A 15,130-nucleotide genomic window follows, 5' to 3' on the forward strand; every position below is an offset into this window, starting at 1 on the left:
GGTCGTCCGCACGATCCTGTGGTGGCAGGACCGTTGCCGGCGCGGGATCGAGTCCGGCACGGACGCGCGACTCGGGCGCCGCCCGGTCCGTGCGTGCCGCCCACGAGTGGGTCACGGCGAACCGGGCCGCACTGGAGGTGGCGCTGACGTAGCGCCACCTCCGACAACGATCAGCCCTTCACGGCGCCGGACGACAGCCCGGTCACCAGGAACCGCTGCACCAGGTAGAACACGATCACCGCGGGAATGGCGACCAGAATGGACGCGGCGGCGAGATGCCCCCACTCCGTCCGGTTCTGCTGCACGAACACCTGCAGCCCCACGGCCAGTGTCTTCGACTCGTCCGCGGCGGACAGGAAGGCGGACGCGAACGCCACCTCGCCCCAGGCCGTCAGGAACGCGTAGAACGACGTCACCGCGAGACCCGGCTTCGCCAGCGGCATGATCAGCCGCCAGAACACACCGAACGGCGAGAGCCCGTCCACGCGGCCGGCTTCGTCGATGTCCGTGGGGATCGTGTCGAAGTAGCCCTTGAGCATGTACGTGCAGAACGGCACCGCGGTCGTGCAGTACACGAGCACGAGGCCGATCGAACTTCCCTGCAGCCCCAACGCGATGAGGATGTTGTACAACGGCACGATCAGCACCGCGAACGGGAACATCTGCACCACGAGGAACGACATCATCAGCGATCGCTTGCCGGGGAACCGGAAGCGCGACGCCGCGTAGCCCGTCGTCGCCGAGAGGAACACCGCGATGACCGTCGTCAGCAACGCGATCAGCACCGAGTTGCCGAACCAGGTGAGGAACGCGCCCTTCTCGCCGCCGAGGATCCGCGTGTAGTTGTCCAAAGAGGACTCGTTGAACAGCTGCGGGGTGGTCTCGACCGCGCGGGCGTCCGGCTTGAAAGACGTGACGAGCACCCAGAAGACCGGGAACACCGCGACCAGCGAGGCGACGATCAACCCGGCGTGCAGGCCGATCGACGCCAGCGGCGAACGGTCGGTGCGCTTGAGACGGCGCTCCGGTTTCACCATCTGCAAAGAAGAAGCGTCGAGCGTCATCACCACACCTCGCCTTGCTTGCGCAGCGCACGGCGATAGACCGTGGCGAAGACCAACAACACGGAGAGGATGAGCACGCCGTAGGTCGACGCGATCGCGTAGTCACGTGAGGCGCCGGAGAAGAAGCGCTCGAACGCGTACGTGACGAGGATGCGCGTGTTCGGGTTCGGGCCGGCGATCAGGTAGATCACCGGGAACATGTTGAACGTCCAGATGATGCCCAGCAGGATCACCGTCGACGAGACGGAACGCAGGCCGGGCAGCGTCACGTTCCGGAAGCGCTGCCACGGCGTCGCGCCGTCCATCTCCGCGGCCTCGTACAGGTCGCCGGGGATCGACTGCAGGCCACCGAGAAGCGCCACCATCATGAACGGCACGCCGAGCCAGACGTTGACGACGATCACGGCGAACAGCGCCCAGTCGGACTGGCCGAGCCACACCGGGTCGGGCAGGCCGACGGCGCGCAGCAGCTGGTTGATGATCCCGTACTGCGCGTTGAACATGTACTTCCACGCGAACGCGCTGATGAACGCGGGCACGGCCCACGGCAGGATCAGCAGGACGCGGTAGAGCGTGCGGCCCTTGACTTCGCGGTTGAGCAGCAGCGCGAGGCCCAGGCCGATCGTGTAGTGGAAGAACACGCAGCCGAAAGTCCAGATGAGCGTGCGGACCAGCGTGCCCCAGAACGCGCCGTACGACGAGTCGCCGGACAGGACGTTCAGGTAGTTCTTGAAACCAACGCCGTCGTACGTCGCCGGGCGGTCGAGCACCGGGTTCGCGATGTTGGCCTCGTTGATGTTCGTGAAGGTGAAGAACACGCCCTGGGCGAGCGGGTAGAGCACCAACACCGCGATGACCACCACGACCGGCAGGACCATCGCGTACGCGTACCAGTGCCGTTCCAAAAACCGGCGCACCGAATCTCTCCCCTCGACTAATTGGGTGGCCGGGAAGCCCCGGCCACCCGGTCACTGATCAGCCGATGGAGTACTCGGGAACGACGGTGTCCTTGTAGGCCTTGGCGACCTCGTCGAGCGCCGCCTTGGGCTCCTTCTTGCCGGCGAGAACGTCGGCGTAGGCGATCTTCAGCGGGTCGAACAGCTGGCCGCCCTCGGGGATCCACGGACGGGCGTGCGCGGCCTTGGCGACCGGCTCGAACGCGGACACGACGGCGTTGGCCTTCACGTCGGCGTTGCCGTACGCGGACTTGCGGGTCGGCAGCAGGCCGAGCTCCTTCGCGACCTGGGCCTGTGAGTCGGCCGAGCTCATGCACTGGATGAACTTGATCGAGGACGTCTTGGCCTTGGTGCCCTGGCGGATCACGTAGTCGTGGCCACCGACCGGAGCGCTGCCCTTGCCGGCGGAGTCACCGGGGACCGGCGCGATGCCGAGGTTCGCGGCGTCGGTGAACGCGGCGCCCTTGAGGTAGTCGGCGACGGCCCACGGACCGTTGACGACCATGGCGGCCTCACCGGACGAGAACGCGGCCTGCATGTTCGCGTACGAGTTCGTCGGGTCGAGCGCGGTGGACGCGGCCTTGGCGTCGAGCAAGCCCTTGGCGGTCTGCAGCGCCTTCACGTTGTCCGCGGAGTTGACCACGATCTTCTTGGCGGAGGCGTCGACCAGGTCGCCGCCCGCGCCGTAGATGAACGGCAGCGCGTAGTACGCGTCGTTGTTGAGGAAGAACGACTTCTCGCCACCCAGCTTGGCGGCGGCTGCCTTGAGCTCGTCCCACGTCTTCGGCGGCTCGACACCCGCGTCCGCGAGCTTCTTCTTGTTGTACAGCAGCGCGAGCGAGTCGGTGACCTGCGGAACGCCGTACGACTTGCCCTCGTACTTCGTGGAACCCAGCGGAACTTCCAGGAAGTCGCCGGTGTCCTTCGCGAGGTCGGTGTCGCTCAGGTCGGCGACGAGGCCGTTCTTCGCGAGCTGAGGCACCCAGGCGACCTCGGAGCGGAACACGTCGGGCCCCTGACCGCCCTGCGCCGCGGTCTTGTAGTTGTTCAGGGCCTGGTCGAACGCGACGGTCTCGGTCTTGACCTTGTAACCGTCCTTGGTGGCGCAGGCCTCCGCGATCTTCTTGAAGACCGGGCTCTCGTTGGGACCACTGGTGTCCCAGAAGGTCACTTCGCCCGAGTCGGTTCCGCTGTTGCTGCTCGATCCACCGCTTCCGCAGGCGGTGAGCACGAGGGCGACACCCGTCGCCATGGCGGTCACGAGGGTTGTCCGTCGCATCGTTGCTGCCGTTCCCTCCAGCTGGGGCCTCATCTCCGAGTGAGACAAGGGTCTTGCAAGGTTTTGCGATAATGTTGCGGGCGATTTCACTACCAGAACCATGGTCAGGTCAAGACGTCGACCGTAACCAAGCCGTAACGGCCCTGTCTTGCAAACGCTCGTTGCAAATTTTTTCCTAACACGGCAGGCTTGCGCCAAACCTGATCTGAGCTGGGAGGCAACGTGTCCGGACTGTCCGAGATCGCGAGGGCAGCCGGGGTGTCCATCTCGACCGTGAGCCGTGTTCTCAACAGGCGCGCCGGTGTGAACGAGGAGACCCGGCAACGGGTGCTGTCGGTCCTCGCGGAGATGCCGTACACCCCGCGCGGACTCGGTGCGTTGCAACGCACCGGCGTGATCGGCCTGCTGGTGCCGGAGCTCTCGAACCCGGTCTTCCCGGCGTTCGCCGAGGCCCTGGAGACGCGGGCCGCGCGCCTGGGCTACTCGTCACTGCTGTGCAACACCCGCAGCGGCGCCCCGATGGGCGAGGAGGAGTACGTCCGGATGCTCCTGGCCCGCGGGGTCGAGGGCATGGTGTTCGTGTCACCGGAGATCACCAACGTCGAGGTGCCGCTCGGTCAGGCGCCCCGCCCGAGCTACTACGCGAAGCTCCTGGCGGACGGCGTCCACATGGTCTTCCTGAACGGTGCCACGCCCGCGCTGGACGTGCCCGACGTGACGGTGGACGAGCAGCTCGCGGGCTACATGGCCACCAAGCACCTGATCGAGCTGGGCCACGAACGGATCGGGTTCGTCTCGGGTCCGGCGCGCTCGCTGCCGTCGCGCCTGAAGCGCGCCGGATGGGCCGCCGCGCTGGAGGAGAACCACCTGCCGGCGGGCTCGGAGTACGTCGCGCACGCGCCGTTCAGCGCTGAGGGCGGCGGTCAGGCCGTGGCGCAGCTACTGGACACAGTGACGCCCACGGCGGTGATCTGCTCGTCCGACCACATGGCGCTCGGCGTCATGCGCGAGGCACACCAACGAGGGATCTCGGTACCCGGAGAGCTGTCCGTCGTCGGGTTCGACGACATCCCATTGGCTGCCTATTCTTCGCCCGCTTTGACGACGCTCGCCCAGCCGATCGAGGAGATGGCCGCGGCCGCGATCGACGAGCTCGTGCTGCGCTTGGACCCGGATCGCCGCAGGCAGGGGACCGACAACTACACCCGCGTGTTCCGGCCGCGGCTCGTCGCGAGGGAATCGTCTGCGCCTCCCAAGTGAGATGTCCGATTGACCTAATTGGTCTGGACCAAATTCTGAACAAGGCAGATGGGTCAACCTGCGCGGATGCGTCATTTGAGGGACGCAGGTCACCCTGACTTCACGAATTGGTTCTGAACCGTTACGGTCCTTTCATGGCGCGGTCGATGCATGTGCGACGTCCGGCAACGTTGGCCTCTCTGGCCGCTGAGCTGGGCGTTTCCCGGACAACGGTGTCCAACGCGTACAACCGGCCCGACCAGCTCTCGCCCGAGCTGCGTCGGCGGGTGTTGGACACGGCCCGAAGGCTGGGTTATCCCGGCCCGGATCCTGTGGCGCGGTCGTTGCGCACGCGCAAGGCCGGGGCGGTGGGCCTGTTGCTCACCGAGAACCTCTCCTACGCGTTCCGCGACCCGGCCGCGATCGGGTTCCTGGAGGGCCTCGCGCTCGCGTGTGAGGACGCCGGAACCGGTCTGCTGCTGGTCCCCGCGAACCCCGAACGCGAGGACGTCGCGTCCGTCCACCGTGCCGGTGTCGACGGCTTCGTCGTCTACTCGGTGCCGGACGACGACCCGCACCTCGCCGCCGTGCTGGAACGCCCGGTGCCCACCGTCGTCTGCGACCAGCCGGACCTCGGCACCGTGGACCGCGTCGGAATCGACGACCGCGGCGCGATGTACGAGCTCGCGAAGCACCTGATCGGGCTGGGCCACCGTCGCATCGGCGTCGTGTGCATGCGTCTCGCGCGGGACCGCAACGACGGCTTCGTGACGCCGGACCGCCAGCACGCCGCGCACTTCCACGTGCAGCGCAACCGCCTGTCGGGCCTGGCAGAGGCGTTCAGCGAGGCCGGCGTCGACTGGTCGCAGGTGCCCGTGGTCGAGCGCTTCGACCACAACATGGTCTCCGGCGCGTCCGGCGCGGCCCAGGTGCTCGACCGCGACCCGCAGATCACCGCCCTGATCTGCACCTCGGACGTGCTGGCGCTGGGAGCGATGACCGAGGCCGCCCGCCGTGGCCTGCGCGTGCCCCACGACATCACGGTGACCGGGTTCGACGGCATCCGCGCCGGTGAGGAGGCCGGGCTCACGACGGTCCGTCAGCCGGTGCTGGAGAAGGGCCGGGCGGCGGGCAAGCTGCTGCTCGACACGAACGAGCGCACGCGGCCGCGGTCGGTCAACCTCGCGACCGAACTGATCATCGGCAACACGTCGGCGGCGCCGCGCGGTGGTGCCGAGGAGCGCTGGTTCGGGCCGTGAGGCCTAGTGTTCGAGCCTGAAGACCACGGGTGAGCTGGCCTTCCCGGCCAGCTTCGCCACCAGCAGGTAGTCGCCGGGCCCGACCCGCGTGTGCGCGCCACAGCCAGGCGTCGAGGTCGAGCCGGCCCACTTCGTGCCGTAGTTGAAGGCTTCCTTGGGCTGCATCACGCGCACCTCGTTGCCCACGGCGGACAAGCAGTGGTTGCTCGACCACAACACGGTCGCGCCGTCCGCGGTCAGCACGTTCAGCTCGCGGTGCTGGCGCCCGATGTCCCTGATGCACGGCACCGGCCCGGTGTTGACGATGTCCATGGACAGTTCTGGCTGGTCACCGATGGTGTAGAAGGGCTTGTTGGCCTTCGCCACGACCCCGATCACGTCGTCCGGGCAGGGCTGCGGCGGTCCCGGAGGCGGGGGCGGCGGAGTTTCGGAGGTCGGCGACGGCGGCGGGGTCGTAGAACTGGACGACGCGGCCGCCGGGCTCTCGGACATGCTCGGCGGCGGGTTCGAGGACGACGCCGCGGCCGCGTTCGTGGGCTGGGAGGTCTCGGCGTCCGAGCCGAACATCCCGACGATCCAGATGACGAGCAGGAGTGTGACCAGCGCTGCCCCGATCGCGGCGAGGCGGCGGCGCCAGTACACCGTGGGCGGCAGCGGACCTGTGGGCTCGATCACGGCCCGAACGTAGCCCGACCAGGTCTGATCCAGGCGTAGGCGAGCGTCGCTCGATCCGGTGAACGTGATATTGAGCGGAAACCCCTTGTGAACGTGCGCTAACTCCGGTTCCAATCGACGCGGGGTCCGCCGGTAGGCCATGGAGGTGTGTCACATGACCGCGATCGACGAACTGCTCAAGCGGAACTACGAGCTCGGGAACGTGGTTCCAGGAGACCGCTCGTCCGCGAAGCCGTCCCTGCAGGTGGCGATTCTGACCTGCATGGACTCGCGCATCCGGGTGTTCGAGATCTTCGGGTTGAAGCAGGGTGAGGCGCACGTGCTGCGCAACGCGGGAGGGGTCGTCACCGACGACGCCATCCGCTCGCTCGCGTTGAGCCAGCGCAAGCTCGGCACGCGCGAGGTGCTGCTCGTGCACCACACGAACTGCGGCCTGGAGATGGTGACCGAGGACGACTTCAAGGACGAGCTGGAGACCGACACCGGTCTGCGCCCGACCTGGGCCGTCGAGGCGTTCAAGGTCGTCGAGCAGAGTGTGCGCGGGTCGATGGCGCGGCTGCGGCGCAGCCCGTTCATCCCGCACACGGACAAGATCCGGGGGTTCGTCTACGACGTGCACACCGGTGAGCTGCGCGAGGTCGACGCCGCCGAGACCGCCGCCGCCTGAACTTCGGGAACGCGGGGGCCCCGCGTTACCCCTGGGGTAACGCGGGGCCCCCGCGTTACCTTGCGCGACAATGGCGGCGATGAATCACGAGTTGCTGTTGGGCTGGTGGGACACCACCGCCCGTGACCTGCCGTGGCGCCGTCCCGACTGCACCGCCTGGGGCGTGCTGGTCAGCGAAATCATGTTGCAGCAGACGCCGGTCTCGCGCGTCGAGCCGATCTGGCACGAGTGGCTGGCGCGCTGGCCGGTGCCGTCGGCGATGGCCGCGTCGTCACAGGGCGAGGTGCTGCGGATGTGGGGCAAGCTCGGCTACCCCCGTCGTGCCATGCGGCTGCACGAGGCCGCCACCGCCATCGCACGTGACCACGGCGACGTGGTGCCGTCGGACATCGAGACGCTGGAGTCGTTGCCCGGCATCGGCAGCTACACGGCTCGTGCGGTGGCCACGTTCGCGTACGGGCAGAAGTGCGCTGTCGTCGACACGAACGTCCGGCGCGTGGTCGCTCGGGCCGTGCACGGAGCCGGTGACGCCGGGCCGCCGTCGACCAAGCGCGATCTGCGTGACGTCGAGGCGATCCTGCCAGAGGCCCAGGACGACGCCGCGGTGTTCTCGGCGGCGTTGATGGAGCTCGGGGCGTTGATCTGCACGGCGAAGAACCAGAAGTGCGCGGACTGCCCGTTGTTCGCGGAGTGCGCGTGGCAGCTGAACGGCCGCCCGGCCTACGCGGGGCCGGAGAAGAAGGTGCAGAAGTTCGCCGGCACCGACCGTCAGGTGCGCGGCAAGCTGCTCGACGTGCTGCGGGGCGCGCCCGGCCCGGTGCCCAAGGGCCAGCTCGACATCGTCTGGAACGACATCACGCAACGCGAGAAGTGCCTGGTCTCGCTGCTGGACGACGGCCTGGTCGAGCAGACGCGCGACGGCCTGTTCGCACTGCCTGGGGAGCACTGATGCACGCGCTGGTGGCGTTCTTCGACGACGAGGCGGACAAGAAGGTCCGTGAGCTGCAACGACGCGTGGGCGCGAAGCACGCGTACCCGCCGCACCTGACCTACGCCGTCGCGAGCACCATCGGCCCCAAGGTCCGCAAGGAGCTGCGCGAGGACCTGGAACGGCTGTGGCTGCCGGACCTGTACCTGCACACGCTCAGCACGTTCTCGACCTCGGAGAACGTGCTGATGCTGGGCGCCGTGGTCGACACCGAACTGCTCGCCGTCCACTCCGCGATCCACGACGTGCTCGCGAGCAAGGTGAAGAACCCGAGCGCCTACTACCTGCCGGGCAACTGGGTGCCGCACTGCACGCTCGTCCACGACGTCGACGACGAGGCGATGAAGGCCGCGTTCGCCGCGGTGTTCCCGGTCGAGCCGATCCGCGCGAAGGTCCGCGAGGTGTCGGTTGTCGACACTCAGACCGGCGAGATCGACGTGCTCAAGAAGGCCTCGACGGCGCCGCGGTAGACCCACGGCGCGGTGGCGTGCACGACGTGGCCGGCCTCCTCGACGTAGAGGTACCGGCCGTCTGAACGCCGTGCCGCCTCTTCCATCTGGTTCGGCAGCTGACCGCCCTTGCCCGCCTCGATCACGAGCGACGGGCACCGCACGGCGTCGATGAAGTCCCAGTACGCCCGCGTGCCCCAGTGGCCGGCGATCTCGTAGAGGTCGTCCATCTCGGCGATCAGGTGCCAGCCGTCCTCGCGTTCCTCGAAGTACTCGGCGAACACGGGCGAGCCGAAGTACGACGTCACGTGCCCGAGCGACTGGAAGGGCACCGGCCAGGCGTCGAAGAGCCACTTCCACTCGTCGATCGTCCTTCCCCTGTTGTCCGGGGCGAAGTCCTCGACCACAATCGCGCGCACCAGGTCCGGACGGGCCGCCGCGAGACACCACGCGTGCAGCCCGCCCATGGAGTGCCCGATCACCACGGCGGGTCCGAGGTCCAGGTCCTCGATGGCGGCAGCGGCGTCGGCGACGAAGTCCTCGGTGCGGAACGGCCCCCGCCGCGGGTTCCGGCCGTGCCCGCGCTGATCGATCCCGACCACGCGGCCGAACGGCTTGAGCCACTGCGCGACCGGCCACCAGGCGGTGGCCCTGCTCATCAGACCGTGCAGGAGCAGTACGCCTTGACCCGTTCCGCCGAACTCCACCACCGACACAGGGATGATTAACGCATGAAGGCCCGCCCGTACCTGATCGCCCTGGTGTTGATCGTGCTCGTCGCCGGTCTGCTCGTCGTGTTCAGAACGCCGAGCAACGACCCGGCGAAGCAGCGGGAGACGTCACCGGAGGCGGCTGTGGAGGCCGGTGCGGGCGCGGGCGACCCCTACTACCCGACGGACGGCAACAGCGGCTACGACGTCACGCTCTACGACCTCGCGATCACCTACGACCCAGGGGCCCAGCAGCTCGACGGCGTCGCGTCCGTCACCGCGACCGCCACGTCCGACCTGTCGCGCTTCAACCTCGACCTGAAGGGCCTGAAGGTCAGCGAGGTGAAGGTCGGCGGCCAGCCGGCGAAGTTCGCGCAGGAGGGCGACCACGAACTGGTGATCACGCCTGCTGCCCCGCTCGCGAAGGGCAAGCCGTTCACCGCCGTCGTCACCTACGGCGGCAAGCCCACGACGATCGACGACGCGTCGCTGGGCCGCAGCGGCTGGCAGGTCTCGTCCACCGGCGGCGCGTTCGCCGCGGGTCAGCCGCACTCCGCGACGACGTGGTTCCCGGCCAACGACACCCCGCGCGACAAGTCGGCGCTGAAGATCGCGGCCCGCGTCCCCGACGGCTGGACGGCGATCTCGAACGGCCTAGAAGGCCCGGTGACGCGCGACGGCGGCTGGACGACGTTCAACTGGTCGGAGGAGACGCCGCTCGCGACGTACCTGGCCACGGTGGCCGTCGACAAGTTCGAGGTGGTGCGCTCCCAGCTGCCGAACGGCACGCCGGTGCTCGACGCCTACGCTCCCGGCACGTCCGCCGCCAAGAAGCCGATCCAGGCCCAGGGCCCGGAGATCCTCGCCTACCTGGAGACGAAGTTCGGCCCGTACCCGCAGCGCGCGGCGGGCAGCATCTGGGTGGCCGACCAGATCGGGTTCTCGCTGGAGACCCAGACCCGGCCGATCTACGCCGCGTGGGCGGACCTGGAGACGGTCGTGCACGAGAACGCCCACCAGTGGTTCGGCGACTCGGTCTCGATCAGGAACTGGGCGGACATCTGTCTGAACGAGTGCCTCGCGTCCTATGCGCAGTGGCTGTGGCTGGAGAAGGAGGGCACGGACCTCGACCAGCGCTACCGCGACAACGTCGAACAACGGCGCGAGCGGTCGTCGTTCTGGGCGCCGAAGCTCTACGACATGGGCAAGGGCAACGAGTTCCGCGGCGTCTACGACAAGGGCCTCATGGGGATGCACGCGCTGCGCAAGACGGTCGGCGACGACGTGTTCTTCAAGGCCCTGCAGTCGTGGACGGCCGGGCATCGCGACGGCAACGCCACCTGGCCGGAGTTCGAGGACCACTTCAAGCAGGCCTCCGGGCAGCCGCTGGACGGGTTCTTCAAGGCCTGGTTCCGCGACTCGGGCATTCCCGGCGATCAGTACCTGCTGCCTGTCGGTGTGCGCCGCTAGAGTCGATGGCATGGCAGTCGTGAAGATCAACGCGATCAAGGTCCCCGAGGGCAGCGGCCCCGAGTTGGAGAAGCGGTTCGCCGCCCGCCTGGGCGCGGTCGACAACCAGCCCGGCTTCCTCGGCTTCGAGCTTCTGCGCCCGGTCGCGGGCGAGGACCGCTACTTCGTCGTCACGCACTGGGAGACCGATGAGGCCTTCACCGCGTGGCGCGACGGCGAGGCCGGTGCGGCCGCACACTCCGGTGAGCGCGCACGGCCCGTGTCGAGCGGTGCCGACCTGCTGGAGTTCGAGGTCGTGCTCGGGAGCAAGCCCAAGCAGTGATCGAGCAGTCCTACGACCAAGCCGCTGAACTGATCGCCGGAGCGGACGCCGTGCTCGTCTGCGCCGGTGCGGGCATGGGGGTGGACTCGGGTCTCCCGGACTTCCGCGGTACCGAGGGCTTCTGGCGGGCGTATCCGCCCTACGAGCGCCTCGGGCTGAAGTTCGAGGAGATCGCCGACCCCGTGCACTTCGCCGACGATCCCGCGCTGGCGTGGGGTTTCTACGGCCACCGGCTCAACCTGTACCGCGAAACGGTGCCGCACGAGGGTTTCGCCGTTCTGCGGTCATGGGGTGCGCGGGTCTTCACGTCCAATGTGGACGGTCAGTTCCAGAAGGCGGGCTTCACCGACGTCGCCGAGGTCCACGGTTCGATCCACCACGCCCAGTGCGCGGAACCGTGCACCGACGACATCTGGGAGTGCTCGTTCGACGTCACCGTCGATCCGACGACGATGCGCGCGGTGGGCGAGTTGCCGTCGTGCCCTTCGTGCGGTGGGCTGGCGCGGCCCAACATCCTGATGTTCGGCGACTGGGGCTGGGTACCGCACCGCAGCCAGCAGCAGTTGGACGAGCTGACGGAGTGGCGGCGTTCGCACCGCGAGCTCGTCGTGATCGAGATCGGCGCCGGCACCGCCGTGCCGACCGTGCGGCGTCAGGCCGAGCTGGCGAGCGCGGCTTCCGGTTCGCTGATCCGGATCAACACCCGCGAACCCGCGGTGCGGCACGGCCGAGGCGTGTCGCTGCCGGTCGGTGCCCTGGAAGCCCTCACAGCCTTGGCACGACGAACTGCGTGACGACGGCCCGGTGATCGCTGCCGGGCACGTCGAACACGTCCACCGTGTCCACCAGGACCTTCGAGTCGACCAGGACGTGGTCGATGGTGACCGGCGGCGGCCAGAACCCGCTGTTCGAGGGCCAGGTGTGGATGAGTCCCTTGCCGACCTGGTCGGCGGCGTCGACGTAGCCCTTGTTCAGCAGTCGCGTGAGGCCGACGTGGTCGAGCGTGGCGTTGAAGTCGCCCGCGAGCACCCTGATCGCACCGGTCGAGTCGGGCGAGGGCAGCCCGGCGAGCTCACGCTGCCACGCCTCCGGTCCCGCGGTGACGACCGGCGGCAACGGGTGCACCGAGACGACCTCGATGTCCTTGCCCGGCAGGTCCACCAACGCCCCTGCCTGCTGCAACGTGCCCGGCGGCGTCAGATTCCTCCGCGTGAGCGGGAACTTCGAGGCGAGCCCGCTGCCGGAGCCGCCCGGCTCGTCCAGGAAGACCCGGTTGGGCAGCACCTGGTTCAGCCCGGCCCGGTCGAGGTCGCGCACCATGTCGGGCGTCAGTTCCTGCATCGCGAGGACGTCGATGCCGCGCTTCCTGACCTCCTGGACGATGAACTGGGCGTCCGCGATGCCGGTGAGCAGGTTCGCGGTCATCAGCCTGACCTGCTGTCCCACCCCGTTCGGCCGTGCGTCGGAAAACGCCCGCGGCGCCACGTTCGCGACCAGCACGATTCCGACGAGAGTCATCGTCAGCCCGACGACCCACCTCTTGCGGAACAACGCCAACAACCCGACGAGCAGGCCGGCCACGGTGATGTAGGGGGTCAGCGACGTCGCGGCGATCATGTACCGCGACCCGTCGATGCCGAGCAGTCTGACCAACGCCGCGGCGACGAACGCGATCGCGCTCAGGACCAGCAAGAACGTGGCGATCCCGCTCCTGGCCGGCTTCACCTCGGTGGTGGCCACGCCGTGCAGTGTGCCCGAACGCGCGTCGGTCTCCGGTGTGGTGCTCACACCCGAATGGACGGCCGGCGCCCTGCTCCCGTTGCCCGCGAAAAATTGTCAGACCCCTCCGTCATGCTGATTCCAACCGACTCTGAGGGGGCCCGATGGGAGCCAAGGACTGGATGCTCTTCTACGCATCCGACGACGTCAGCAAGGTGCTGCGGGCAGCGCCGAAGATCGACCGGGAGGCCACGGCGGCCTTCGTCGAGCGCCTCTACCCGTCCCACGACATTCGCCCGATCGAGGACGGCAACCTCCACTACGGCAACCCACCGGAGGGCAAGGTCTACGCCGGTGTGTTCGAGGGCCTGTCGATCATCTGCACGCAGGACGCGGCCGGCGACTCCTACACCGACCTGCCGGAGCAGTTCGTCAGCGAGGCCGCGGGCCGCACCCTGTACCTGCACGCGATGCACAGCGTCGTCGACTTCTTCTCCTACGCCGTCTGGGAGCCGGACGGCACGGTGCGCCGCGCGTACAGCCTCTCCCCCGACAGCGGCGTGATCGCCGACGTGGGCACTCCCCTCCCGTTCGAGGAGAAGTACCTGGCGGGCGACCCGGAGTTCCTCGAGTCCCTGGACTCCGACGAGGAGTACCCGTTCCGCTTCCACCCGCTCGACCTGGCCGAGGCCGCCCTGCGCGCCCTGTTCGGCTTCAACTACGAGGGCGCGTACGAGGACGACGACCCGGAGCTGGAGGACGTCGTGCTGGCGGGCTACGCCGTCACTCCGCGCTGACTGCCGGGCACGAGGCTGAGGAGGTCGATGATCGCGTCGACCTTCCGCGACAGGAACCGCGGATGAATCGGACCGTCGAGCACCGTGTAGGCGATCCCGGACTCAAGGCACGGGTTGAACACATGTGCCGCGCCGACGAGGTCGCTGGTGAACGCCACGTACGCGTGGTCCACGGATACCGGTAGTCGCAGTGGCATCCACAGCGGCCGGTCCTCGCTCTCGACGGTGCGCGGCATCTCGCGGGCCCATCTCCCACCGAGCCCTCCGCCGAAGGACTGCGTGATCTTCAACGGCACGAGGTCGGCGGTGGCCACCTCGATCCTCGTCTCCTGGGCGGTCCGGGTGCTGGTCGACGTCGCCACCTCCATCGACGCCTCGCTGACCCGAACCCGCCATCCGTTCCGCGAGAAGTCCAGCGCGTAGTCGAAGCTCGATCCCGACGCCCGCCCGAGCCACTTGAGCACCGTCCCGTACTGGCTCGCCATCGCCCGTGTCAGATCGGCCGACCACGGCCGCGCACCGGTCCGCCGGTCCGCGGCCGTGCCACCAAGGCTTTCCGCGAACTCGGTCAGCTCGACCAGGCGGGCGTGTTCCGCCTTCCTCCGGCCGCGCAGCACCAACCCGTACGCCACGGCGGCGAGAACGCCGACGCAGAGCACGAAGAGCCAGAGCCGCACTTCCCAGGTGTGCATCGTCAGACGGTCGCAGCAGGGTGCCGCGGCCGCGCGCCCGGCATGCGGTCGAGCAGCCCGCAGATCGTGTCGACCACGACCATCAGGTCGTCGGGGTAGATGTGGTCGGGCGCGACCAGGTAGACGAAGCCCGACTCGAAGGTCAGCGACATCCTGCTGGCCCAGCTGGGCAGGCTCTCCGCCTGGTCGATGAGCCAGTGCAGCGCGTCGAAGTTCAGTTCCCTCGCCGCAGCAGCGGGATCACTGCCGTACGCCGAGAACTCCTGGTCCATGGGCGGCAGCAACGGCACCGGCAACCACTCGGCATCGGCCTGCTTGGCGGTTTCCGGTTCGTTGCCGACGATCTGCTTCCACTCGGACTCGAGCCGGCCGGGTGACAGCGGCTGTCCGTTGGTGACGCTGTACTTGTTCGGCCGCGTCACCTTCAGCGGAGCCAGGCGAGCGGTGGCGATCTCGATGCGGTGCTCCTGCAGCCAGCGCACTCCGAAACCGCGGCTGTCGTACCGGATCGATGCCTCGGTCACCCTGACGTGCCACGGGCCGCGCTGGAAGTCCAACGACAGGTCGAACTGCCGCTTCGACCGGAACGCGATCGAGAACTCGTTCGAGAACGGCTTGCACAATTCGGCCGTCCACATGCCCGCCTCGTCAGGACCGAGCACCTTGCCGCCGAGACGCTGCGCCAGCGGGGTCAACGCGGCATTCTGTGCGTCCCGCGCTTTTCCGTGGCTGCGGAACTGGAGCAGGCGCCGCACGACCATGAACACGATCATGATGGCAAGGGTGGCCAGAACAAGAGGACTGAGCAGGTAGTCCGTGACCCACAGCTTCAGAAGATCCATGA

Annotated in this window: 17 protein-coding genes; 9 read left to right on the plus strand and 8 right to left on the minus strand. The window is 68.3% G+C overall.

Features of this window, described 5'->3' with window-relative positions; genetic code table 11:
- Positions 1-170: 170 nt before the first annotated feature.
- From ACIRG5_RS34095 to ACIRG5_RS34105, 3 genes are read right to left on the minus strand one after another with little or no spacing between them, the layout of a single operon-like run.
- Positions 171-1,064, minus strand: coding sequence for a sugar ABC transporter permease (locus ACIRG5_RS34095; RefSeq protein WP_402912521.1), 894 nt, complete (start codon positions 1,062-1,064; stop codon positions 171-173).
- Positions 1,064-1,981: a carbohydrate ABC transporter permease gene (locus tag ACIRG5_RS34100; RefSeq protein ID WP_402912524.1), complete on the minus strand. Its 918-nt coding sequence runs from the start codon at positions 1,979-1,981 to the stop codon at positions 1,064-1,066. Before ACIRG5_RS34100 ends, ACIRG5_RS34095 begins: the two co-directional genes overlap by 1 nt.
- A gap of 58 nt (positions 1,982-2,039) precedes the next feature.
- Positions 2,040-3,299 (minus strand): extracellular solute-binding protein, encoded by a 1,260-nt coding sequence (locus ACIRG5_RS34105; RefSeq protein WP_402912526.1) that lies wholly within the window; start codon positions 3,297-3,299, stop codon positions 2,040-2,042.
- A gap of 222 nt (positions 3,300-3,521) precedes the next feature.
- Between ACIRG5_RS34105 and ACIRG5_RS34110 the strand changes: the two genes are divergently transcribed.
- Both ACIRG5_RS34110 and ACIRG5_RS34115 read left to right on the plus strand, forming a co-directional pair.
- Positions 3,522-4,559: a LacI family DNA-binding transcriptional regulator gene (locus ACIRG5_RS34110; RefSeq protein WP_093594115.1), complete on the plus strand. Its 1,038-nt coding sequence runs from the start codon at positions 3,522-3,524 to the stop codon at positions 4,557-4,559.
- 134 nt (positions 4,560-4,693) lie between these two features.
- On the plus strand, positions 4,694-5,797 hold the full coding sequence (locus tag ACIRG5_RS34115) for a LacI family DNA-binding transcriptional regulator (RefSeq protein ID WP_319975958.1): 1,104 nt from the start codon (positions 4,694-4,696) through the stop codon (positions 5,795-5,797).
- A gap of 3 nt (positions 5,798-5,800) precedes the next feature.
- Here ACIRG5_RS34115 and ACIRG5_RS34120 read toward each other — a convergent pair whose 3' ends face one another.
- Positions 5,801-6,472, minus strand: a complete 672-nt coding sequence (locus tag ACIRG5_RS34120; RefSeq protein WP_402912528.1) for a hypothetical protein — start codon at positions 6,470-6,472, stop codon at positions 5,801-5,803.
- A 154-nt stretch (positions 6,473-6,626) separates the two neighbouring features.
- Here ACIRG5_RS34120 and ACIRG5_RS34125 point away from each other — a divergent pair, with 154 nt between their 5' ends.
- The 3 genes from ACIRG5_RS34125 to ACIRG5_RS34135 all read left to right on the plus strand — a co-directional run bounded on the left by ACIRG5_RS34125 (position 6,627) and on the right by ACIRG5_RS34135 (position 8,597).
- Positions 6,627-7,139, plus strand: a complete 513-nt coding sequence (locus tag ACIRG5_RS34125; protein WP_319975960.1) for a carbonic anhydrase — start codon at positions 6,627-6,629, stop codon at positions 7,137-7,139.
- Between the two features lie 79 nt (positions 7,140-7,218).
- Positions 7,219-8,088 (plus strand): A/G-specific adenine glycosylase, encoded by an 870-nt coding sequence (locus ACIRG5_RS34130; RefSeq protein WP_402912531.1) that lies wholly within the window; start codon positions 7,219-7,221, stop codon positions 8,086-8,088.
- Complete coding sequence (locus tag ACIRG5_RS34135) at positions 8,088-8,597, plus strand: 2'-5' RNA ligase family protein (RefSeq protein ID WP_402912534.1); 510 nt, start codon at positions 8,088-8,090, stop codon at positions 8,595-8,597. The genes ACIRG5_RS34130 and ACIRG5_RS34135 overlap by 1 nt, the downstream gene beginning before the upstream one ends.
- On the opposite strand, the gene ACIRG5_RS34140 is transcribed toward ACIRG5_RS34135, so the two are convergent.
- Positions 8,546-9,292: an alpha/beta fold hydrolase gene (locus ACIRG5_RS34140; protein ID WP_402912537.1), complete on the minus strand. Its 747-nt coding sequence runs from the start codon at positions 9,290-9,292 to the stop codon at positions 8,546-8,548. The two genes, ACIRG5_RS34135 and ACIRG5_RS34140, sit on opposite strands and share 52 nt — an antisense overlap.
- A 15-nt stretch (positions 9,293-9,307) precedes the next feature.
- On the opposite strand from ACIRG5_RS34140, the gene ACIRG5_RS34145 reads away from it, so the two are divergent.
- The 3 genes from ACIRG5_RS34145 to ACIRG5_RS34155 are packed head-to-tail and all read left to right on the plus strand — an operon-like array spanning position 9,308 to position 11,872.
- Positions 9,308-10,756, plus strand: a complete 1,449-nt coding sequence (locus ACIRG5_RS34145; protein WP_402912540.1) for a M1 family metallopeptidase — start codon at positions 9,308-9,310, stop codon at positions 10,754-10,756.
- Positions 10,757-10,766: 10 nt separating this feature from the next.
- Entirely contained in the window at positions 10,767-11,078 is a 312-nt protein-coding gene (locus ACIRG5_RS34150) for an antibiotic biosynthesis monooxygenase family protein (RefSeq protein WP_402912542.1), read from the plus strand.
- Entirely contained in the window at positions 11,078-11,872 is a 795-nt protein-coding gene (locus ACIRG5_RS34155; protein WP_402912646.1) for an SIR2 family NAD-dependent protein deacylase, read from the plus strand. The genes ACIRG5_RS34150 and ACIRG5_RS34155 overlap by 1 nt, the downstream gene beginning before the upstream one ends.
- Here the strand turns inward: ACIRG5_RS34155 and ACIRG5_RS34160 are convergent.
- Entirely contained in the window at positions 11,844-12,866 is a 1,023-nt protein-coding gene (locus ACIRG5_RS34160; protein WP_402912544.1) for an endonuclease/exonuclease/phosphatase family protein, read from the minus strand. The genes ACIRG5_RS34155 and ACIRG5_RS34160 overlap by 29 nt on opposite strands.
- Before the next feature lie 95 nt (positions 12,867-12,961).
- Here ACIRG5_RS34160 and ACIRG5_RS34165 point away from each other — a divergent pair, with 95 nt between their 5' ends.
- Positions 12,962-13,594 (plus strand): DUF6928 family protein, encoded by a 633-nt coding sequence (locus tag ACIRG5_RS34165; protein WP_402912546.1) that lies wholly within the window; start codon positions 12,962-12,964, stop codon positions 13,592-13,594.
- Here ACIRG5_RS34165 and ACIRG5_RS34170 read toward each other — a convergent pair.
- Complete coding sequence (locus tag ACIRG5_RS34170) at positions 13,573-14,286, minus strand: hypothetical protein (protein WP_402912549.1); 714 nt, start codon at positions 14,284-14,286, stop codon at positions 13,573-13,575. The two genes, ACIRG5_RS34165 and ACIRG5_RS34170, sit on opposite strands and share 22 nt — an antisense overlap.
- A 2-nt stretch (positions 14,287-14,288) precedes the next feature.
- The gene (locus ACIRG5_RS34175; RefSeq protein ID WP_402912551.1) at positions 14,289-15,128 is read right to left on the minus strand and encodes a hypothetical protein; all 840 of its coding nucleotides are present in this window, start codon (positions 15,126-15,128) and stop codon (positions 14,289-14,291) included.
- Positions 15,129-15,130 lie beyond the last annotated feature (2 nt).

Origin of the sequence: Lentzea sp. NPDC102401 (genome assembly GCF_044765805.1) — a bacterium.
Lineage (GTDB): Bacteria > Actinomycetota > Actinomycetes > Mycobacteriales > Pseudonocardiaceae > Lentzea > Lentzea sokolovensis.